The following is a 21,372-nucleotide window of genomic DNA, read 5'->3' on the forward strand; positions in this document are numbered from 1 at the left end:
GGATCTGGCCGCGTGAGATCCGGGCGATAGGCTTTTCCACGTGTTGAAGATCGGGCTCACCGGCGGCATCGGCTCCGGGAAGAGCGAGGTGTCAAAGCGGCTTTCGGCCAGGGGCGCGATGGTGATCGACGCCGACCTGATCGCCCGTGAGGTGGTCGAGCCGGGCACGCCGGGGCTGGCGCGGGTGGCGGAGACGTTCGGCGGCGGGGTGCTGCGTCCCGACGGCTCGCTCGACAGGGAGAAGCTCGGCTCCATCGTCTTCACCGACTCCGAGAAGCTGGCCGCGCTCAACGCGATCGTGCACCCGCTGGTGGGGGAGCGGGTCGCGGAGCTGCAGCGGGGCGCCGGCGCCGACGCGATCATGGTGTACGACGTGCCGCTGCTGGTGGAGAACAACCTGGCCCCCATGTACGACGTGGTGATCGTCGTCGACGCCCCCGACGAGCTGCGCATCCGCCGCCTGGCCGAACACCGCGGCATGGCGGAGGCCGACGCCAGGGCCCGCATCGCCGCCCAGGCGAGCAGGGACGAACGACTGGCCGCCGCCGACATCGTGATCCCCAACGACGGCTCACTCGAGGAGCTCGACGCCCGCGTCGCCGAGGTCTGGGACGACCTCCTGCGCCGCGCCGCCGTGGGTTGACGACATGACATCCTTCCTTGACGATCGGAAAGATCGTCGTGGAAGGATCGCCGATGCCGCGCACGTCCCCCTGGCAGGCCGCCCGAGCCACCCTGGCGGCACTCGTCACCGCCCTGAGCGTGCTCATCCCGGGGGCCCCGGCCGCCGCGGCGGCGGACTCGTTCCGTAACCCGGTCAATCCGTCCGCCGACCCCAGCCTCATCCACCACGACGGCTTCTACTACGTGGCCACGACCAGGGGCGACAGGATCGGCATCTGGCGGTCGCGGAGCCTCGCCACACTGGCGGCCGCGCCCGAGCAGGTCGTGTGGCGGGACCAGGACGGGAGCCGTGACAGGCAGATGTGGGCGCCGGCCTTCCGGCACGTCGGATCCCGCTGGTACGTCTACTACACCGCCTCGGACGGCGTGAACGCCAACCACCGCATGTACGTCCTGGAGTCGGCCGGCGACGACCCCATGGGCCCGTACACGTTCAAGGCGAAGATCGCCGACTTCGGCGAGTACGCCATCGACGGCGAGCCGATCACCCACGACGGGCGGCAGTACTTCGTCTGGGCGGGCCCGGGGCGCGGCATGGGCGGCCCCGCGCAGCTCTACATCGCCCGCATGAGCAACCCGTGGACGGTCACCGGCGGCCGGGTCGCGATCCCGGCGGACGGTGGCTGCACGGAGGTGCGCGAGGGGCCGACGCCGCTCCACCGCGACGGCCGCACGTTCCTGACCTACTCCACGTGCGACACCGGCAAGCCGGACTACCAGCTGTGGATGAAGTGCATCGCCGACGGCGCCGACCCCATGGTGGCGGCGAACTGGCGGCAGCACCCGGGCCCGGTGTTCGCCAGGAACGACGCGACGGGCGTGTGGGGGCCTGGGCACCACTCGTTCTTCCGCTCGCCCGACGGCACCGAGGACTGGATCGCCTACCACGCCAAGAACACCACCACCTACACCTACGACTTCCGCACGACGAGGGTGCAGCGGTTCACCTGGAACGCCGACGGCACCCCCGACTTCGGCCGCCCCCTGGCGGCTGGGGCCACGCAGCGGCTCCCGTCCGGCGATCCGGGCGCGGAGACGTCGGTGATCAACGACTTCGATCCGCAGGTCACGTACGCCAGCTCCTGGCAGTCCGGCTCCGGCTGCGGCAACCAGTGCTTCTGGGGCAATGATCACTGGAGCGGGCAGGCGGGCGCGACGGCGACGGTGACGTTCACCGGCACCAGGGTGGCCCTGCTGAGCGTGCGCGACCGCGGCAACGGCATCGCGGCCATCTCCATCGACGGCGGCCCCGAGCAGCGGGTCGACTACTACAGCGGGATCAGGGTGGGCGAGCAGCTCAACTACCTGAGCCCGGTGCTGCCCGCCGGGACGCACACGCTGCGGGTGCGGGTGACCGGCGAGCGCAACCCGGCCTCGGGCAGCACGGTGATCAGCATGGACCGCATCGAGGTGTTCTAGAAGGGCGCGTCGAGCGGCACCTGCCGCACCCCCGGCAGGTACGCGTCCAGCTCGCCCAGCTCGAACCGCGACATTCCGACCACGTGCCAGAACTGCCCGCCGGGATCGCCCTGCAGCTTGTAGCGGCCGTCGGGCGCCAGGGCCGCCCACCCCTCGGGCAGCCCCAGCAGGGTCGCCCGCCGCGCGCCGCCCTCCCACAGGATCACCACGCCGTCGTCGCCCGCGCTGGCCAGCAGTTCGGAGCCGGGCGCCGGGCTGAAGGCGACCGACCAGACGCGGCGGTTGTGTCCTGACAGGGTGTGGCGCAGGTCGCCGGTGGCGGCGTCGTAGACGCGGACGAGCGTGTCGTCGCCACCGGTGGCCAGCAGCGAGCCCGCCGCGCCGAACGCCGCGCTCCACAGCCGCCCCTCGTGCCGCATCGTGTGCACCAGGCGCGGCGCGTGGCCGGGGAGCAGCTCCCACACCAGGGCGCGGCCGTCGTTGCCGGCGCTGACCAGGAAGCGGCCGTCGGGGGAGTAGGAGACGGAGTAGACCCGGTCGCTGTGCCCCTCCAGGACGGCCACCCGGCGGCCGCTGGGCAGGTGCCAGACCCTGACGAGCGTGTCGTCGCAGCCGGTGGCCACGTGGTCGCCGTCGGGGCTGAACGCGATCGAGCGCACCCGCCCGCGATGCTCGGTCAGGTTGCCCGCCAGCCGCCCGGTCGGCCGGTACCACAGGCGGACGGTGTCGTCGTCGTTGGCCGTGGCCAGCAGGTCGCCGTCGGGGCTGAACGCCTCGGCCCACACGTGCTCGGTCTCGGCGTTGAGCTCGCGCTCGTAGTCGCCGGTCGAAGCGTTCCAGAAGTGCACGCCGCCGTCATTGCTCGCGGTGGCCAGCACCGGCCCAGCGGGGGAGAAAGAGGCCGAGATGAGCCGGTCGTTGTGGCCGGTGAACTCGCGCAGCCGGCGGCCGGTGCGGGGCTCCCACAGGCGTACGGTGCCGTCGTTGCCGCTGGTGGCCAGCAGCGAGCCGTCGGCGCTGAAGGCGACCGATGAGATGCGGCGGCCGTGGCCGCGCAGCGCCCGCCGGCACTGGCCGCTGTGCGGGTCCCACAGGCGTACGGTGCCGTCGTTGCTGCTGGTGGCGAGCTCCTGGCCGTCGGGGCTGAACACGAACGGCCACACCGAGCTGCGGTGCCCGGTCAGCTCGACCCTGTTGCCGTCGCCGAGCCGCTGCAGGCGTACGACGCCGTTGGCGTCGCCGCTGGCCAGGATCTGCCCGCCGGGGCTGAAGGCGACCTGGTAGACGCTGGTCGCGTGGGTGGTGTGCACGCCGCGCTCCTCGCCCGACGGCGACCACAGACGTACCGCGCCGGCGGTGTCGCCGCTGGCCAGCAGCGAGCCGTCGGGCGCGAACGCCAGCGAGTAGATGCTGCCGGTGTGGCCGGTCAGCTCGTGCAGGCGGGTCCAGGTCGCGGTGTCCCACAGGCGTACGGTGCCCGCCTCGTCGCCGGTGGCCAGCAGCCGGCCGTCGGGGCTGTGCACGGCGCGGAAGACGCTGCCGCGGTGCTCGCCGAGCGTCTCCTTCATCTGCCCCGAGCCGAGGTCCCACACGCGGACGGTGCCGGCCGCGTCGCCGGTGACGAGGGCGGAGCGGCCGAACGAGGCGGTGTAGACGGGCGCCCGGTGCCCGGCCAGCTCGTGCACGAGACGGCCGGTGGCGCTCTCCCACACGCGGACGACGCCGTCGCCGCCGCCCGCCGCCACCAGGTCGCCCGACGCGCTGAGCCGCAGCGGCCAGACGCCGTCGGGATGGCCCTCCAGGCGGCGCAGCGGCTCGCCGGTCAGCGCGTCCCACAGCAGCACGACGCCGTCGCTTGCGCCGGTGGCCAACAGCTCGCCGGCGAACGCCACCGCGTAGACGCGGCCCCGGTGCCCCTGCAGCGTGCGCACGGGCGCGCCGCCCACGCACAGCAGCACGCCGCCGTCCTCGTTGCCGACCGCGATGGTGGCGCCGTCGGGGCTGTAGGCGATCGGCTCGGGCAGGCGGCTGGTCTGGAAGTGGTAGCCGTACGGGACGCCGATGCCGGCGGGCGCGAACTCCACCTCGACCGGCTGTCCCGGCACCACGGCCGCGCCCGGCAGGTGCGGCACCGTGCCGGTGACGTCGATCAGCGTGGCGCGGTGCCAGCGGGCGCCCTCGACGGCCGCGTCGCTCAGGTCCACCTGCGCCAGCCGCGCCCCCGACAGGTCGGCGCCGCGCAGGTCGGCCCCGGTGAGCTGGGCGGCGTCGAGCCTGGCGCCGGTCAGGCGGGCGTCCTTGAGCACGGCCCTGGACAGGTTGGTGCCGACCAGCGTCGCCTCGGACAGGTCGGCGCCGGTCAGGTCGACCTCGCGCAGGTCCCTGGCCGACAGGTCCTCGCCCTTGAGGTTGGCGCCGCGCAGGTCGGCTCGGGCGGGCGTGCGCAGCCGGGCGGAGATCTTGACGGCGTTGGCGCGGGAGACGTCGTCGGCCGGCGGGTGGTTCACCCAGGCGCGCAGCGCGCGTACGTCGGAGAGGTCGCACAGGAACTCGACGGTCAGCGCCGACAGCGGCCGGCGCGACAGCAGGACCGGGTCCTCCATGGTGGCGGCGATGCGGCGGGCGATCAGCCACTCCATCACCGAGATGTGGATGAACCCGAACATGCCGTCTTCCGTACGCACCAGTAGGCTGCCCGACCCCATGCGGAACGCGGCGTGCGCGGCCGACAGCTGCCCGTCGGCCAGGTCGGTCAGCGTCTCACCGATCTCGGTCAGCTCGTCCATGCCGAGCAGCGCGTCGCCCGACTCCCACAGGCGCACCGCCAGCGCGGTCACCGCCCGCCACAGCTCCTCGACGCTGAACCCGCCGGTCGAGCCGGGCACCTTGGCCCGCCGTTCCTCGAAGGCCAGCCAGGAGGTGAGGATCTCCTCGTACAGCAGGGCGGGGCTGATCGTGTGGCGGGCCTCGGCGACCGTACGCAGGCGGTCGGCGTCGAGGTCGGCGATGAAGCTCAGCATGCGCGGGTTCTGGGCCAACGCGAGCAGGTCCTCCATCTCCCGCATCAGCGCCATGCGGGCGCCGGCCTCGGCGTCGTCGCCGAACCTGTTGGCGAGGTAGGAGCTGATCTGGTCGGGCGCGAAGTTCTCCACGCCGAGCACCCGCCGCTGCGGCAGCACGCCCACCATCTCGCCCAGCGAGGTCAGCACCTGGCTGTGCGACTTGAAGTGCTGGGTGCGGCTGGCCACCACGATCTTCGCCTTGTCCTCGGCCGCCGACAGCAGTGTGGCCAGGTGGTCGGCCGCCCGGTCGTAGGTCAGCCGGGTCACCAGCTCGTCGAACCCGTCGAACAGCAGCACGATGCGTCCCTGCCTGAGCAGGTAGCGGAACGCCTTGAGGTCGATGACCTCCTCGCCGTGGCTCGCCAGGTGCGCCGCCACCAGCGCGTCGACCGAGTGCGCCTTGTCGAGCGAGCGCAGCTCGATGAGGATCGGCGTCAGGTGGGGCAGCTCGGCCGGGATGCGGCGGGCCAGCTCGCGCAGCGCGAACGTCTTGCCGTGGCCGAAGTCGCCGAGCAGCAGCAGGAAGCGGCCGTGGTCGGCCGACAGCAGCCGCATCATCTCGTCGGTCAGCCCGGCCTTGACGGCGCTGCCGGGGCGGTCGAGCTCGCGGTAGCGCTGGGGGACGTACAGGCCGGGCGGGTAGCGGCGGTCGGTGGCGACCCGCGCGGTCTGCTCGGTGACGTAGCCGCTGAGGTCGAGCAGGCCCTGGAACTCGGTGAAGCTGCGCAGCCGCACCCCCTTGCGCATCAGCTCGTCGCGGACCGCGCGCGGCGCGGGCGGGCCCTGGTAGACCAGCTCGGCCGCGAGCCCGGCGGCGTGGGCGGTGCGGACGAAGCCGTCGGCGCTCTCCACGGTGGGCTCGCCGACGTACGCGCCGATCATGGTCTGCCGGACGAACCCGTCCTCGGGGTGGGTGACCACGAGGTGGGCGTCGAACCTGCGGATCCTGGCCCGCTCGTGGCGGGCCTCGCACACCTCGGCGATGCGGTCGAGCAGCAGCTCGACGGGGCTGGGCGCGCGCTGCTCCGGCTCGGGCGCGGGCGGCGGCGCGGGCGGCGTCTGCCCGGTGAACGTGGTCTGCGCGGCCCGCCACCTGGCCCTGAGCCGCTCGGGGGTGCCCTCGTCGGGCAGCCAGGTGCGCAGCCCGTCGGGGCCGATCTCGATCACCTGGTGCCGGCCGGCGCGCGGCGCGGCCACCCGGCCCTCGGCCGCGGTGCCGGCGCCGCCGTGGAAGAGCAGGTTGAGCCGGCGGCCGAGCAGCCGTTCGTACGTGGCGGCGTCGCGCAGCTCGGCCGGCGGGTGGCCGAGCGCGCCGAGCCGCAGCCACCCGCGCTCCTCGTACGGCCGCAGCCGCTCGGCGAACCAGGCCGCCTGCGCCTCCCCGATCAGCGCGTACGCGTCGCGCTCCAGGTGACTCATCGCCATCGTCGAGTTGAGCCCGGCCACGACCACGTGCAGGTCGGGCACCTCGAACAGGCTCCACGGCTGCCCGCCGTCGAACACCCGGTCGTCGAGCCCCTGGTAGACCTCGCCGAACAGGGTGGCGAAGTGGCGCCACTTGGGCCAGTAAGGAGGCTGCGGGCTGACGTCGTCGGCCTCGCAGGTCATGAAGTAGGCGCTGGCGGCGGCCTTGGTGACGTCGCGCGGGCCGGGCAGCAGGATCAGCCGGTGCGGCTCGAGGCCGAGCAGCAGCCGCAGGTCGGTGACGAACCTGGTGGCCTGGCCGAACTGGCCGAGCGTGCCCGACTCGGTGAGGTCGCCCGCGACGACCATGAGGTCGGGGCGTGGCATGCCGCGGTCGTGCATGGCGGTCAGGTCGGCCCAGATGCGGGCCTGCATGTCCTCGGGCGTGAACGGGTCGCCCGGCTCGGGCAGCCCCCGCCCGAAGCGGGGCCCGCCGATGTGCAGCACGCTGATCGTCTCGCGCCCCCGCCCGCCCGCGGCGGACGGCGGGAACGTGGGCGCGGTGACCGGCGTGCGCCTGGCCCTCGGCCGCTCGGCGGGCGCCGGCAGCGTCGGCACGGGGACCGGCCTGCTGGTGCCGTCGGGGAAGGCGGGCGCGGCCTCGGGCTTGGCGCGGCCGGCCAGCGCCTCTCTGACCCGGCCGAGCAGCAGCGCCCTGGCCTGGCCAGGGTCGGTGACGCCGAGCAGGTCGACCCAGGTGATCGTGGACAGCAGCCCTTCGAGCGGCACGTCCTCCAGGCGGATGGTGACGAGCTTGTTGGACGGGTTGTCGGGGTCGGCGCGCAGCGCGGCCTGCCACTCCATGCGCCCGTAGCGGGAGCCGAGGTAGTTGCGCGAGAGCACGGCGACGACGAGCCGCGCCTCGCTGACGCCGCGGTCCATGAAGTCGATGAAGTTGGTGCCCGGCACGAAGTCCCACGCCTGGATCATGGTCTTGTAGCCCGCCGCCTCCAGCTCCCAGGCGATCCAGGTCGCCCAGGCCGTGTCGGCGGGGGAGTAGCTGACGAAGATGTCGGTCGGCCTGCCGTCACGTGCCATTTCCTCAGTATCCCCTGTGGCATCGGCGATTTGCAGTCCGTGTGCGATCATCATCGGGTGTTGCGGCGTCTTGGCGTACTCGACTGGATCAGGATCGGGCTCCTGGTCCTGGGGCTGGTCTTCGTGGCCACCGGGCTGCTGCCCTGGCACGCGGCCGTCGAGAGCTTGAGCGAGATCGGCCCGCTGCTCATCTTCCTGGTGGCGATCATCGTGGTTGCCGAGCTGACCAAGGAGGCGCAGGTCTTCGACGCGATCGCGGCGCGGATGGCGGTGCTGGGCCGCGGCAACTACGCCGCGCTCTTCTTCCTCTGCACGGCCTTCGCGTCCTTTGTCACGATCTTCCTCAACCTCGACACGACGGCCGTTCTGCTCACCCCCGTCATGCTCGCCCTCGCCCCCCGCGCCCGCATCGCCGCGCTGCCCCTGGCGATGACCACGATCTGGCTGGCCAACACCGCCAGCCTGCTGCTGCCGGTCTCCAACCTCACCAACCTGCTCGGCATGCGCAAGATCGGCCTCGACACCCAGGAGTTCGCGGCCCGCATGTGGGCTCCGCAGATCGCCGCGATCGCGGTGACGATGGTGTTCCTGTGGGTGTTCTTCTGGCGCCGCGGCGAGCGCCGCGACCTGCGCTACACCCCACCGGTGCTGGAGCCCGTCGGCGACCGGGTGCTGTTCGGGGCGGCCGCGGCCGGCTGCCTGCTGTTCATCGTGCTGCTGCTGGCCGGCGCGCACGTCGCGGTGGCCGCCTGCGCCGCGGCCGTCGTCGTCGTGGCCGCCTTCGTGCTGCGCGCCCGCGAGCGCCTGACCTGGCACCTCGTCCCGTGGCAGCTCGTGATCTTCGTGACCGGGCTCTTCCTGGTGGTGCCGACGCTCAGCGGGCACGGCCTGTCGGCGCTGATGACCTGGCTGATCGGCACCGAGAGCGACCCCTACCGCACCGCCGCCGTCGGGGCCGGGCTGTCCAACCTGATCAACAACCTGCCGGCGTACAAGGCGGTCGAGACCGTCATCCCGGCCGCCGAGCAGGACCACCTGCTGGCGCTGCTGGCCGGCACCAACGTCGGGCCGGTCATCACGCCGTGGGCGTCGCTGGCGACGCTCCTGTGGTTCGAGTCGTGCCGCCGCCACGACGTGGCCGTGCCCATGCGGCGCTTCCTGCTCATCGGCGCCGGCCTGGCCGTCGTGGGCACGGCGGCGACGGTGTGGGCGCTGACCGCATTCGGGTGAGGGCTCAGGCGGCGACGGGCTCGTAGGCGCCGGCGACCGCGGCCAGCGCCCACCGCATGCGCGGGGCGTACGTCTCGGGGTGGTCGCCGGCCTCCTGCGCCACGTACGCGGCGCACCACGACGGGTCGCCGCCGCACGCGCACAGCCGCTCGTCCACGGCCGAGCGGATCTGGGAGGGCGACAGCTCGTCGGAGGGCTGCAGGGGGGTGACGAAGAGCACCTGCGCCAGCTCGGTGGTGGTGATCATGTCGGGCTCCTCTCCGCGGTGCGCCGGGTTCCGGCGTCACTTGAGTAGACCGCGCGCGGCGGCGGAACTCATCGCAGAACGACACACTGCGTACGCGCACTTCTCCTCATTGGAGGAGCGCGAGCAGCCCTGGCAGGGCGCTTGGGTGCGCCGCCACGTAGCTGCGCACGTCGGAGGCGCCCCTGACGCACTCGTCGTACGGGCCGCCGTCAAGCGCCCTGATCTCGATGCCCGCCTCCTGCGCGAGCAGCGCGCCCGCCGGCAGGTCCACCACGCCGGTGCGGTAGCCCACGATGCCGTCGATGTCGCCGCGGGCCAGCATCGCCCACGACAGCAGCGGCGTCCACAACTGCAGCACCCTGCGGGCGTGGAGGTCGAGCGCCGCCTTCAGCCTGAGCACGGTCGGGTCGTCCCTGGCGATGCCGTAGCCCTGGATCCAGGCCAGCAGCGGGCCGTGCGGGCTCGGCGCGTACGGGGCCGACAGCCGCCCGCCTGACGAGGCCAGCGCGCCCCCGCCCCTGACGGCCGACCACGTCTGTCCCGAGACCGGGTCGTGCACCACGCCGAGCTGCGGCAGCCCGGCCCGGCACAGCGCCACGCCCACCACGTACGCGGGCAGCCCGATCGCCACGTTGTTGGTGCCGTCGAGCGGATCGACCAGCCACGTCCACTCGCCGCCCGCGGAGCCGTTCAGCCCCGACTCCTCGGCGATCACCGCGTGCGAGGGGAAGGCCGTCAGGATCCGCTCCAGCAGCAGCTTCTCCGAGGCCAGGTCGAGGTCGGTCACCACGTCGCCGGCCGTGCCCTTGGCGTGCACGCGCAGCGCGCGCCTGGTGCCCTCCCTGATCAGCGCCCCCGCGGCCTCGGCGGCTTCGACGGCGACCGTGCGAGCGTGATCCAGGTCCATCGGCGTTGCCCTCTCAGGTGAGATGCGCGGTGATCAGCCGGACGGCCAGCGCCGTCTCGTCGGCGTCGAGCGGCTGCCTGGCCACGTGGTGGGCGCCGCCGCCGAGCGGGCCGAGCGACAGGTCGCGGCCACCCGGCCGGCCTCTGCCGAGCGCGATGGTGGCCGCCTCGCCGTCCTCCGGTACGACGCTGCTGTGGAAGCGGTCGGCGGCCAGCGTGTACGTCTCGCCCGGCCCGAAGACCTCCACCAGCCCCGTCGCGTGCCGCACGGTGCGGCCGGTGGGGGAGATGCGGTCGCCGTCGGCCCCGCTCACCACCTCGTAGACGCGGTGGGTGGCGTCGGCGCCCGCGTCGGCGACGACCGCGTGCACGTTGCGCACCTGGCCGTAGAGCACATGGCTCTCCAGGTCCCAGCTGTGACAGTGGATCTGCGAGGTCGTGGTCTCGGCGTGGGCCAGCGCCTTCGACCACACGTGCAGGCACACGCCGTCGCCGCCGTCGCGCTCCAGCGGCAGGCAGACGAACCCGAGCGGGTGGCGCACCGCGGTCAGGCCGGGCCGCGCCAGCTCCGCCAGGGCCCACGACCTGGCGCGCCCCTCGGCCACCGCCCTTCGGACGAGATGGCGGCTCATGCGTACGGATCCACGGCGCGCAGCGCCTTACGGGCGATGTCGACGACGTCGTGCCCGTTGTAGGACTTGGGCAGGGGCAGCCCCACACGCTCGAACAACTCCTGCACCTCCTCGGTCGTGGGCTCGTCGCTCAGCGGCACCTTCCTGTACATCTCCAGCGGCACCCGCCGCGCCTGCTCGAAGCTCAGCCGCAGCTCGGTGTCGCAGTTCTCGTAGTAGAAGGTGTCGGCGAGCGCCGTCATGGCCTTGTTGGGGTCCTCGACCGTCATGATGAGGCGGCTGGAGGACAGGTCCCAGCGGAACGTGGTCATCGTGGCCGACAGGCCGACCCCGACGTCGAGCAGGCCGTAGCGCTGCCGGTGCCAGAAGGCGGCCAGGACGGTCGCGTACGACTCCTTCCTGACCCGGTCGGTCGTCCACGTCTCGCCGGTGCCGTCGGGCGTGTCGGACAGCGAGCGGCGGTAGTGGGCGTACGTCTCGCACACCTCGAGATCGGACGGGTCGATGACCTCGACGCGTACGGTGAGGTGGCGCTTGTCCCTGCGGGCGGCGGCCACGCACTGCGGCAGCGTCACGGCCCGCAGGTAGGTGCCGGTGCCGCCCTTGAACAGCCAGCGCGTGGTGTCGCGCCTGGCCTCGGCGTGGCACTGGGCGATCTCCTGCCTGCTGCCCAGCACGCGGACGAGCTGCAGCGCGTCGAGCGCGTGGCGGGTGCTGTGGGCCAGCGTCTCGATCTCCTCCAGGCGGGCCAGCCTGATCGGCAGCTCGGCCAGCGCGCCCGAGGTGATCGTCCGCTCCACGGGGGCCTGGCGGGCCCGGTCGCGCAGCAGCGCGGTGGCCACCAGCGCCATGATGACCAGGGACGACGAGTTCACCAGCTGGGTCTGGATCTTGTCGCCCTCGCTGCCGAAGATCTCCGGCGGCATGATGCCGAGCACGCCGACCACGAAGGCCAGCGCGAGCGCGATGGCGCCGTCGGCGTTGCGCGCCGCCCACGGGGCGGTCCGTCGCAACGCCGCCTTCAACCGTCCCATGCGCCCCGCCCCGCCCGTGCCGACGATCAGTCAGTGCCCGTCGTCATGGTAACGACCGCATCTGGTGGCTGCCAGGTCACGCGGAGACGGAAACCCCTGGCCGCACGGGGATGATGCCTCGCTTCCCGCGCGGGAGCGCCCGTGGGATCCGGAAGCATGATCATGGATCCCGCCCTGATGTCGTACTACGAGCGCGGCGGTGGCTGGCCGAGGAGGGATACGAGGTCGAGGTGATCGACCCGGTGCCGCTGCACGTGAGCGAGGCCGCGGCGCTGCCCGGCGTGACGGCCCGCCTGGGCGACGTTACGGGCGGGAGGGCGCGTTCTGGCTCTACGGCGACGTCGAGGACTGGCTGGACGACGACGGGCGGCGTGAGCTGTTGCTCGACGCCGCCCGGCAGATCGAGTGCGAGCCGTCGCTGCTGGGGGCCAGCGGCCATCTGCTCGCCGTGACCCGGCTCCAGAACGCTTAGAACCAGCCGCGGCGGCGGGCCATCTGCTCCAGCCCGCGCTGCAGCGCCGCGTCCGCCGCCTGCGGCGGCTCGTCGTAGCGCACGGTGAACCGGTTGTACGCGTCATGGCTGGAGGTCAGGAAGCCGCCCCGCTTGTCGGCCTCCAGGATGACGTCCACCTGCCGCGGCCCGGCGATGAACGTCAGCTCCAGCTCGTTGAAGTGGCGCCGCCACTGCCCGCCCGCGTAATACTCGATCTCCTGGAAGAACGGCATCGTCGAGCCGTACAGCGTGCCGCGCTCCAGGTCGGCCTTCTTGAACTGGAAGCCCAGCCGGTCGAGCGCCCCGAGCACGTGGTCCTGGGCCGGCAGCGGGCCGACGTACAGCGGGTCGAGGTCGCCCTTGTCGAGCGCGCCCGCGAGGGCCAGCTCCGTCTGCACGCCCAGCTTCATGCCGTGCAGCGGATGCCCGGCGACCGCGCTGATCGGCGTCTCCCACGGCATCGCGATCTCGAACGGCTGCTGGTGCTGCGCGCCCGCCGCGAGCTGGAACGTCCCGGCCACCTGCTGGCGCAGGAAGCTGTAGCTCGTCTTGTACTCGTTGTCGCCCGACTCCACCTCGACCACGGCGGTCAGGTCGATGTGGATGCCCTCGACCTTGTAGTCGGAGTTGCCGCCACGGAAGTGGACGACGCCGCGCAGCGGCCCTCCCGGCCTGACGCTCGTGTCGGTCAGCACCGTGTCGACCTCGACGCCCGCGCCGAACGCGGCCATCAGTTTGCGGAACACCATGGGGTTCTCCTAAGCGGAAGGTGAGTGGCCATTCACGTTTCCCGCCCCCGTCCCCGAGATGCGGGGGAGCAGCTGGGCGAGCAGGAGGGTGCTGAGCGCGGAGTCCGACTGGCCCTGCTGGGTCCTGACGACCAGCGGCTGCGGCGCGTTCTCCGCGAGCTTGGCGCCCACGTCGAGGCGCCTGCGGGCCAGCTCGTACTGCAGCACGGCCCGGTTGTCCCGGTACGACTCGGCCAGCCGCCGCAGCGCCTTGGCCTCGTTCTCGGCGGCGGTCAGCTCGGCCCTGCCGCGCGCCTCGATCTCCCACGTCACGCGCTGCGCCTCGGTCTCCTGCTCCTCCAGCATGCGCGCCACGTCCTTGCGCGCGGTGTTGTAGGCGGCCTTGACCTCGACCACGCGGGCGTCACGGGTCTTCTTGGAGCGCTCGATCTCCATCAGCAGCGTGTCGATGCGGCGCTTGCGGGTCAGCTCCCACTCGCGCTCGTAGGCCGACAGCTCCTTGGCGACCTTCTCGCGGGTGGCCAGGTGCTGCTGGTACTGGTCGGGCAGCTGCACGTCGGGGATGTTCGCGCCGGTGATGCGCACGCCGTAGCGGCCGAGCTGGCGGTTGAGCGCGTCCTGCATGTCGCCGACGTCGGAGCCGCGCAGGTCGTACGCGCGCTCGGTGTTGACGCGGCGGCTGCGCTGCCTGATGGCGTCCTGCACGGCGCTGGACAGCACGAGGTCGAAGTTGCCCGCACCGATCGTGCGGACGAACGCGACCGGGTCCACGATCCTGAACTTCAGGAAGAACTCGATCGACTTCAGCGGCACGTTCTCGGCCGTGGGGCAGGCCACGATCGGCGCCGAGTACGGGATCTCCGTCGAGGTGTCCACCACGGCGTCCACCCGGTCCCACGGCAGCCACAGGTAGTGGCGGCCCGGCGGGAGGGTGCTGGTGATGGCGCCCCAGCGGCTGCGTACGCCGGTGGTGCCCTCCTCGATCTCGATGATGGCCTTGCGCCACATCGTGAGCAGCGCCAGCAGCAGGAACACCAGCGCCGCGAACGCCGCGATCAGCGTGAAGTCGGTCATCACGGCCATGCCGGCGAAGTAGACCGCCAGGAACACCAGCGTCATCCACGCGAAGCCGCGCCGGTCCTTGGGGATGACGACCGGCACGAGCTGGCCCTGCTCGCCGCCGCGCAGGAGCTGGCGGATCTCACTCCAGGAGGCCAGCGACTCCTTGATCTTCGAGAATTCCCTGCTCATCAGATGCCACTCCCAGGCTGCTCTCCGTGGTGCTTACCGCCCGGCAGCAGCCGCTCGACGGTGCTCTCGAGGTCGGCGTCGGGCTCCGGCGTGCGCGGCGGCTCCTCCACGTCGGCCGCGGTCTTCTGCAGCAGGCCGGTGATCTCCCGCTCGCGGTCGCGTACGCGGGCCGCGATCTCGTCGAGCCTGCCCCGGATGGCGGCCATGTCCTCGGCCGAGAACAACGCCGCGTCCTTGCCGCCCACGAGCTGCTGGGCGAGCACCAGGAAGTCGATGTCGGTGTCCTCGCCCACCTGCACCACCTGCGGCAGCCGGGTCGCGACGGACTCCAGCTTGGCCAGCAGGTCCTGCTGGAAGCGGTAGTCGAGGATCTCCGGCGCCTCGGCCGCCGACAGCGCCCTGATGTCCAGCGCCTGCGCCTCCAGGAGCGCGGCGTTGGCGTTGGCCGTGGACTCCGCCTCGACCAGGCGCTGCCTGGCCTGCGCGGTCGCCTGGTGGGTGGCGCGTTCGAGCGCGGTGTCCATACGGGCCTGGTAGCCGGCGATCTCCGCCTGGATGGCGCTCAGCGTCTCCTGCAGCCCGGCCAGCTCCTTGACCAGGTCACCCTCGTTCTGCTCCTTGCGCAGCTGGAGCTCGTACTCGTAGGTGTAGGCCTCCTTGGCGACGCGCACCATCTCGGGGGCGGCCAGGTCCATGCGGTACTCCTGGCTGGACGGCTCGGCGTGCGTGATGTTGACGTCGGTCAGCCGTACGGCGGGCAGGAACTGCTGGTTGAGGCTCTCCAGCATGCCGAGCGTGCTCTCGCCGACGAGATCGTAGATCTCCTCGGCCCGCTGGGCGTAGATGAGCGAGCGGGTGACCTCACTGATGGCGTTCTGCAGCTTGGACTGGAAGCCGCTGACCGAGCCGAGCACGAAGATGAACTCCGCCGGGTTCTCGATCCTGAACTGCAGGAACAGGTCCACGCTCGCCTTGACGCCCTGCTGGGTGGGCGCCTCGCTGATCGGGGCGTTGAACGGGTACTCGCGCGTGGTGTTGACGATGTAGCTGACCCGCTTCCACGGGTTGAACAGCGTCACCCGCCCGGGGTCGGCGATGTGCACCAGCTTGCCGAACTGCGTGATGAGCGCCTTGCAGCCCTCGGGCACCATCACCACGCTGCGCCGCCACCACAGGAACGCGGCGGCCAGCACCAGCACCACCCAGTAGTGGGGGCCGAAGAGTATGTCGGCGTTCGGGACGATGTTGCCGAGCGCGCCGATGAGGCCGAGCAGCACGAGGATTCCCAGCGGCACGATCACCTTGGCGGTGCTGCCCTTGGGGATCACCACCGGGGAGATGACGTGCATCCCGTCCTCGGTGAAGCTGCGGTTGACGATCTCGCCGGCCTCGTTGAGCGAGGCCGTCCTGGCTTCGATGACGGTCCCCAGTGAGGGGCCGCCGTCGCGGGCCGCGGCGAAGTCGTGCGGGTTCAGCGCGAAGCCCTGGCCACCCTGGCCACCTTGACCGCCCTGACCGCCCGGCCCTGGCTGGCCGGTGTACTGCCCGACGGCCTGGCCGACGGCCTGTCGTACGTCACCCCCTTGGGCCACCGCCTGGGCTACGCCCCGTCCTGCCTGGATCAGTGCCTCTCTGGGTCGTGACATGAAACCTTCCTTTTCCGCTACAGGCGGATTCGACCGTATCGGCTACTGCTTACGGTTCGCTTGCAATGTGATGCCATATGGGTATTGCTGGCTGTAGCGGGAGTGCGACGATCGGCGATCACCGGCGGCGTTCTTTCAGCCACGCCGGGGCTCCTTGGCCATGCCCTGCCCCGCCGTCCGGGGGAGCGGCCGCCCTGACCGTTTCTGTCGGTGGGGCCGCCTACAGTGGCAACATGCGACCGGTCACTGATTTGCAGCGGAAGGTGGCGCCCTTCGAGGTCGTCACCGAGATGACTCCATCGGGCGACCAGCCGACGGCCATCGCCGAGCTGGAGCGCCGCGTCAAGGCCGGGGAGAAGGACAGCGTGCTGCTGGGCGCCACCGGCACCGGCAAGACCGCCAGCATCGCGTGGCTGATCGAGCGGCTGCAGCGGCCCGCCCTGGTCATGCAGCCCAACAAGACGCTCGCCGCGCAGTTCGCCAACGAGCTGCGCGAGATGCTGCCCAACAACGCGGTCGAATACTTCGTCTCCTACTACGACTACTACCAGCCTGAGGCGTACGTCCCGCAGAGCGACACCTACATCGAGAAGGACTCGTCGATCAACGACGAGGTCGAGCGGCTGCGCCACTCGGCCACCAACTCGCTGCTCACCCGCCGCGACACCATCGTGGTCGCGTCGGTGTCGTGCATCTACGGCCTGGGCACGCCGCAGGAATACGTCGACCGCATGGCCCGCCTGCGCGTCGGCATGGACATCGACCGCGACCAGCTCCTGCGCCGCCTGGTCGACATGCAGTACACCCGCAACGACCTGGCCTTCACCCGCGGCACGTTCCGGGTGCGCGGTGACACCATCGAGATCATCCCGAAGTACGAAGAGCTGGCCGTGCGCATCGAGATGTTCGGCGACGAGATCGAGAAGCTCTCGACCATGCATCCGCTCACCGGCGAGGTCATCACCGAGGACGAAGAGCTCTACATCTTCCCCGCCTCCCACTACGTCGCGGGCGAGCAGCGCATGGCCGCGGCCGTGGCCGGCATCGAGGCCGAGCTGGCCGAGCGGCTGTCCGAGCTCGAGCGGCAGGGCAAGCTGCTGGAGGCGCAGCGGCTGCGGATGCGCACGACGTACGACATCGAGATGATGCGGCAGATCGGCACCTGCTCCGGCATCGAGAACTACTCGCGCCACATGGACGGCCGCGAGCCCGGCAGCGCGCCCAACACGCTGCTCGACTACTTCCCCGAAGACTTCCTGCTGGTCCTCGACGAGTCCCACCAGACCGTCCCGCAGATCGGCGCCATGTACGAAGGCGACGCCTCCCGCAAGCGCACGCTGGTCGACCACGGGTTCCGGCTGCCGTCGGCGCTCGACAACCGGCCGCTGAAGTGGGAGGAGTTCCTGGAGCGCATCGGCCAGACCGTCTACCTGTCGGCCACGCCCGGCCCCTACGAGCTGGGGCGGGTCAAGGGCGAGGTGGTCGAGCAGGTCATCCGCCCGACCGGCCTGGTCGACCCCGAGATCGTCGTCAAGCCCACCAAGGGCCAGATCGACGACCTCGTCCACGAGATCCGCGAGCGGGCCGAGCGTGACGAGCGCGTGCTGGTCACCACGCTGACCAAGAAGATGGCCGAAGACCTCACCGACTACCTCCTCGAGCTCGGCATCCGGGTCCGCTACCTGCACAGCGAGGTCGACACGCTGCGCCGCATCGAGCTGCTGCGCGAGCTGCGCGTCGGCGAGTTCGACGTGCTGGTCGGCATCAACCTGCTGCGTGAGGGCCTCGACCTGCCCGAGGTGTCGCTGGTGGCCATCCTCGACGCCGACAAGGAGGGCTTCCTGCGCTCGGAGACGTCGCTGATCCAGACCATCGGCCGGGCCGCCCGTAACGTGTCGGGCCAGGTCCACATGTACGCCGACAAGGTCACCCCCTCCATGGAGCGGGCCATCGACGAGACCAACCGGCGCCGGGCCAAGCAGATCGCCTACAACGAGGCCAACGGCATCGACCCGCAGCCGCTGCGTAAAAAGATCGCCGACATCCTCGACTCGCTGCAGCGCGAAGACGCCGACACCCAGCAGCTCATGGGCGGCGGCCGCCAGCAGTCCAGGGGCAAGGCCCCGGTCCCCGGCTTCGCCGCCCGCCAGGCCGGCCAGCACGCCAAGGCGATCGCCGGCGAGATGCCACGCGCCCAGATGGAATCCCTGATCGAGTCGCTGACCGAGCAGATGCACCAGGCCGCCGCCGACCTCCAGTTCGAGGTGGCCGCCCGCCTCCGCGACGAGATCAAGGAACTGAAGCGCGAACTCCGCGACATGCGCGAAGCAGGCGTGCAATAGGAACCCAGGCGTGAGGCGGCCCCGCACGGGGCGGCCTCACGCGAGGCACACCGCGTGAAGCGACCCCACCGGGATGCGGCGGCCCGCAAGCAGCGGCGTTCCCGTGCGGCGGAGTCTCCTTGCGGCGGTTCCCGCGTGAAGGGCGACCGTGCGGCGGTTTCACGTGCGGCGAAGTCTCTGCGCGGCCGTTCCGCTCGAAGGAGGCCGTGAGGCGAACCCCGGCGCGGCGGCCCACTGCGGTTCGTGCAGGCTCGCGTGAGGTGAGGGAGCGGCTGTGGGTGGCTCTGACCTGGGGGAATGCTTTACCTTCTGGGGGGCAGCGTCCAGGGTATGAACAAGTCGATCATCGGTGCCGTGGTCGGTGCCACGGTGCTCGCGGGAGGCTGCGGCGCCGTGACGAGCGAGGCGGAGCGACTGACCGTACGTTCCTCGCCGACCCTCGGCACGCCCACCGCCGTTCCCACCGACAGCCCCGCTGACAGCCCGACCGGCACACCGACCGGTGAGGGGACCGGAAGTCCCGCGCCGACCGACGCCCAGGCCAGCCTGGAAGGTCTCAAGCAGGCCGGGCAGGCAGCCATTGCGGCAGTGCCCGGCTCCAAGGTCATCTCCATGGAGAGCGAGGAGAACGGCCGCCGCTGGGAGGTCCAGGTCGCCGGCGAGGACGGCACCGAGCACCAGCTCGACGTCGAGGGCGGCAAGGTCGTCAACGGCCCCACCACCGAGGAGGACGACGCCGACGACAAGGCCAAGCACCGCGAGCGGTTGACCGCGGCCAAACTCGACTACGCCCAGGCCGCCGACAAGATCGTCGCCGCGGTCCCCGAGGGGCGCATCACCGAGCTGAACCTGGACGACGAGCGAGACAAGACCGTCTGGGAGTCCGACGTGATCACACCCAACGGCACCAAGCAGGAAGTCGCCATCGACGCCGCAACGGGCGAGGTCACCCGCAAGAGCGGCTCCACCTCCTGACCACGGCCCCCGAAACAAACCCCCAACCCCTCGCCCTCATTTCTCACCCTCACCCCTCGGCTTCAAGGTGGCGAGGGTGGTGTGGAGCCAGGTCAGTTCGGCCTGGGTGGTGGCGTGGGCGATGGTGAGGAGGCCCTGGCGGAAGGGGTCGGGGAACTCCTCGGCGGCCATCGGGCGGAGGCCGTCGTAGAAGAAACTCGTCGGTTGTTCCAGGAACGTCAGACGTCTTCTGAGGACGTTCGCCTGGTCCTTCGGGTCGGTCAGGTGGCGGAGGAAGGCCAGGAGCGTGAACCAGCGGTTTTCGTCGCTGATGTCGAGGTCGGCCGGGTCGCGGAGGCGGCGTTCGAGCTCTTCCTGGCCGTCCTGGGTCAGATAGAGCATGCGGCGGGGGGCTGCGGCGGCGCCTGGCTCGTCCTTTCTGAGCAGCCAGCCGGCCGTGGCCAGGCGTTTGATCGCGGGGTAGAGGGTGCCGTCGGCGACCGGGCGTACGTGGCCCATCAGGGCGGCCACCCGCGTACGCAGGTCGTAACCGTGCAACGGCTGATCCCTGAGAAAACCCAGGATGGCCAGCTCCAGCATGCTTCCGATCATACCTCGGCATCGATATATATTGAGACCGATATACGAGGAGAGCCTTCATGCACGATGCCATCGTCCACCCCGGCGGCGCCCGCATCCGCTGGGTCGAACTGCCGGGCGCGGAGCCGGCCCGCGTCTACGTTCACGGCCTCGGCGCCACCTCGGCCCCCTACTACGCGGAGGTCGCGGCCCACCCGCTGCTGCCGCGCCACCGTTCCCTCCTCATCGACCTGCTCGGGTTCGGCATCAGCGACCGGCCGCAGGACTTCTCGTACACGCTGGAGGCCCACGCCGACGCCCTCGCGGAGGCGTTGCACAAGGCGGGCGTGGAGGGCGCGTCGATGATCGCGCACAGCATGGGCGGGGCCGTCGCCATCGTGCTGGCAGCCCGCCACCCCGGCCTGGTGGCCGACCTGGTCCTGGTGGACGCCAACCTCGATCCCTATCCGGCGACGCCCGTACGCCCGGGCTCCAGCGGCATCGCCGCCTATGGTGAGGAGGAGTTCGTGTCGGGCGGCTGGAAGGAGGTGCGCGACCGGGTGGGGCCGCACTGGTGGTCCACGATGCGCCTGGCCGACCTGCGCGCTCTGCACCGTACGGCGGTCAGCCTGGCCCGGGGCAGCACGCCGGCGATGCGGGAGCTGCTGGCCGGGCTGACGATCCCGCGCGCGTTCCTGTTTCCCGAGGGTGACGAGCCGGCCGGGGCCCAGGGGCTGCGGGCGGCCGGGGTACGGGTGCTGGGCATCCCGGAGTCGGGGCACAACATCATGCTCGACAACCCCGAAGCGTTCGCGCGCACCCTCAAGACTCTCCTTCCCGCGTGAGGCGCGGGTTCCAGCGGGACGTCCTTGCATGAGGCGCGGGATCCGGCTTGATCTCCTCGCGTGAGGCGCGCGAGCCAGCGGGTTCCAGCGGGTCGGCCGCCGTCCCCGCCATGTCAGGGGAGGTCTTTGCGTTCCTGCATCGTGCGGCGGTAGAGGTCGTCGATCTCGTCGAGGGGGTCGGGCGCCTGGCGGCGGGCCTCGATCTCGAGGTCGGTGCGCTGGCCGAGGTCGGCGATGCCGGCCCCGGTGTGGTGCACCTGGTCGCTCAGCAGGTCGGCGCGCAGGCGGGCGCACATGGCGGTCAGCGTGGCCTGGTGCTGGCGCAGCCGGTCGAGGGTGGCGTGGTCGACGTAGGGGGACAGGCGGCGCTGCTGGGCGTACATGCCGAGCTGCTGGTCGTGCACGTCGGCCTGGGCGGTGAGGTCGGCGAGCAGCCGGGGCAGCTCACCGAGCCCCCAGCCCTGACGCTGGGCCTGCTCGACGGCCTGCCGGGTGAGCGTGACCTCGCGGCGCAGGTCGAGCCGGAGCCGCTCGACCTCGGCGGCGTCGCCGGTGCCCATGGCGTTGACGTGGGTGGTGATGCGGGAGGTGGCCTCCCTGGCCTTGACCGCTGCCTTCTTGCCCAGCTTGACCAGCAGCCAGATGCCCAGCCCGCCCAGAAGCAGGAGGAACGCCAGGACCACAAGGACGACGACTAGGAACTCGCTGATCTCCGCCACCTCCTGCTCGGTGCTGCTGCTTTGAAGGATAGTGCCGATCGGGCGCGCCGCGCGATGAGCGTCCCGAGCAAGCCCTTG

At 71.5% G+C, this 21,372-nt stretch carries 16 protein-coding genes; 6 read left to right on the forward strand and 10 right to left on the reverse strand.

Annotated elements, in window-relative coordinates:
- Positions 1-40: 40 nt before the first annotated feature.
- Positions 41-643 (forward strand): dephospho-CoA kinase, encoded by a 603-nt coding sequence (gene coaE / locus AB0K18_RS03115; protein ID WP_364908955.1) that lies wholly within the window; start codon positions 41-43, stop codon positions 641-643.
- 53 nt (positions 644-696) lie between these two features.
- Complete coding sequence (locus AB0K18_RS03120) at positions 697-2,103, forward strand: glycoside hydrolase family 43 protein (RefSeq protein WP_364908958.1); 1,407 nt, start codon at positions 697-699, stop codon at positions 2,101-2,103.
- Here AB0K18_RS03120 and AB0K18_RS03125 read toward each other — a convergent pair.
- Entirely contained in the window at positions 2,100-7,667 is a 5,568-nt protein-coding gene (locus AB0K18_RS03125) for a TIR domain-containing protein (protein ID WP_364908960.1), read from the reverse strand. The two genes, AB0K18_RS03120 and AB0K18_RS03125, sit on opposite strands and share 4 nt — an antisense overlap.
- Before the next feature lie 57 nt (positions 7,668-7,724).
- Between AB0K18_RS03125 and AB0K18_RS03130 the strand changes: the two genes are divergently transcribed.
- On the forward strand, positions 7,725-8,897 hold the full coding sequence (locus AB0K18_RS03130) for an SLC13 family permease (protein ID WP_364908963.1): 1,173 nt from the start codon (positions 7,725-7,727) through the stop codon (positions 8,895-8,897).
- A 4-nt stretch (positions 8,898-8,901) separates the two neighbouring features.
- Here the strand turns inward: AB0K18_RS03130 and AB0K18_RS03135 are convergent, their stop codons facing one another.
- The 7 genes from AB0K18_RS03135 to AB0K18_RS03165 all read right to left on the reverse strand — a co-directional run bounded on the left by AB0K18_RS03135 (position 8,902) and on the right by AB0K18_RS03165 (position 15,855).
- The gene (locus tag AB0K18_RS03135; protein WP_364908965.1) at positions 8,902-9,144 is read right to left on the reverse strand and encodes a hypothetical protein; all 243 of its coding nucleotides are present in this window, start codon (positions 9,142-9,144) and stop codon (positions 8,902-8,904) included.
- A 106-nt stretch (positions 9,145-9,250) separates the two neighbouring features.
- A complete protein-coding gene (locus AB0K18_RS03140; RefSeq protein WP_364908967.1) occupies positions 9,251-10,051 on the reverse strand; it encodes an inositol monophosphatase family protein in 801 nt (266 codons plus the stop codon).
- Positions 10,052-10,064: 13 nt separating this feature from the next.
- Positions 10,065-10,682, reverse strand: a complete 618-nt coding sequence (locus tag AB0K18_RS03145; protein WP_364908970.1) for a hypothetical protein — start codon at positions 10,680-10,682, stop codon at positions 10,065-10,067.
- The gene (locus tag AB0K18_RS03150; RefSeq protein ID WP_364908972.1) at positions 10,679-11,716 is read right to left on the reverse strand and encodes a hypothetical protein; all 1,038 of its coding nucleotides are present in this window, start codon (positions 11,714-11,716) and stop codon (positions 10,679-10,681) included. Before AB0K18_RS03150 ends, AB0K18_RS03145 begins: the two co-directional genes overlap by 4 nt.
- Positions 11,717-12,184: 468 nt before the next feature.
- Positions 12,185-12,958, reverse strand: coding sequence for a sporulation protein (locus AB0K18_RS03155; RefSeq protein ID WP_364908975.1), 774 nt, complete (start codon positions 12,956-12,958; stop codon positions 12,185-12,187).
- Between the two features lie 9 nt (positions 12,959-12,967).
- A complete protein-coding gene (locus tag AB0K18_RS03160) occupies positions 12,968-14,209 on the reverse strand; it encodes an SPFH domain-containing protein (protein WP_364908978.1) in 1,242 nt (413 codons plus the stop codon).
- Positions 14,209-15,855, reverse strand: coding sequence for an SPFH domain-containing protein (locus tag AB0K18_RS03165; protein ID WP_364908981.1), 1,647 nt, complete (start codon positions 15,853-15,855; stop codon positions 14,209-14,211). The genes AB0K18_RS03160 and AB0K18_RS03165 overlap by 1 nt, the downstream gene beginning before the upstream one ends.
- 233 nt (positions 15,856-16,088) lie before the next feature.
- On the opposite strand from AB0K18_RS03165, the gene uvrB reads away from it, so the two are divergent.
- Together uvrB and AB0K18_RS03175 are read left to right on the forward strand one after the other, a co-directional pair.
- Positions 16,089-18,197, forward strand: a complete 2,109-nt coding sequence (uvrB, locus tag AB0K18_RS03170; protein WP_364908984.1) for an excinuclease ABC subunit UvrB — start codon at positions 16,089-16,091, stop codon at positions 18,195-18,197.
- A gap of 330 nt (positions 18,198-18,527) precedes the next feature.
- Positions 18,528-19,172 carry a PepSY domain-containing protein gene (locus tag AB0K18_RS03175; protein WP_364908987.1) on the forward strand — a complete coding sequence of 215 codons (645 nt, stop codon included), beginning with the start codon at positions 18,528-18,530 and terminating at the stop codon, positions 19,170-19,172.
- Positions 19,173-19,208: 36 nt separating this feature from the next.
- On the opposite strand, the gene AB0K18_RS03180 is transcribed toward AB0K18_RS03175, so the two are convergent.
- Positions 19,209-19,751 (reverse strand): PadR family transcriptional regulator, encoded by a 543-nt coding sequence (locus tag AB0K18_RS03180; protein ID WP_364908990.1) that lies wholly within the window; start codon positions 19,749-19,751, stop codon positions 19,209-19,211.
- A gap of 59 nt (positions 19,752-19,810) precedes the next feature.
- On the opposite strand from AB0K18_RS03180, the gene AB0K18_RS03185 reads away from it, so the two are divergent.
- Positions 19,811-20,575 (forward strand): alpha/beta hydrolase, encoded by a 765-nt coding sequence (locus AB0K18_RS03185; protein WP_364908993.1) that lies wholly within the window; start codon positions 19,811-19,813, stop codon positions 20,573-20,575.
- A 113-nt stretch (positions 20,576-20,688) separates the two neighbouring features.
- Here AB0K18_RS03185 and AB0K18_RS03190 read toward each other — a convergent pair whose 3' ends face one another.
- The gene (locus tag AB0K18_RS03190) at positions 20,689-21,294 is read right to left on the reverse strand and encodes a hypothetical protein (RefSeq protein WP_364564493.1); all 606 of its coding nucleotides are present in this window, start codon (positions 21,292-21,294) and stop codon (positions 20,689-20,691) included.
- Positions 21,295-21,372 lie beyond the last annotated feature (78 nt).

The organism is Nonomuraea sp. NPDC049421 (assembly GCF_040677005.1).
GTDB lineage: Bacteria > Actinomycetota > Actinomycetes > Streptosporangiales > Streptosporangiaceae > Nonomuraea > Nonomuraea salmonea.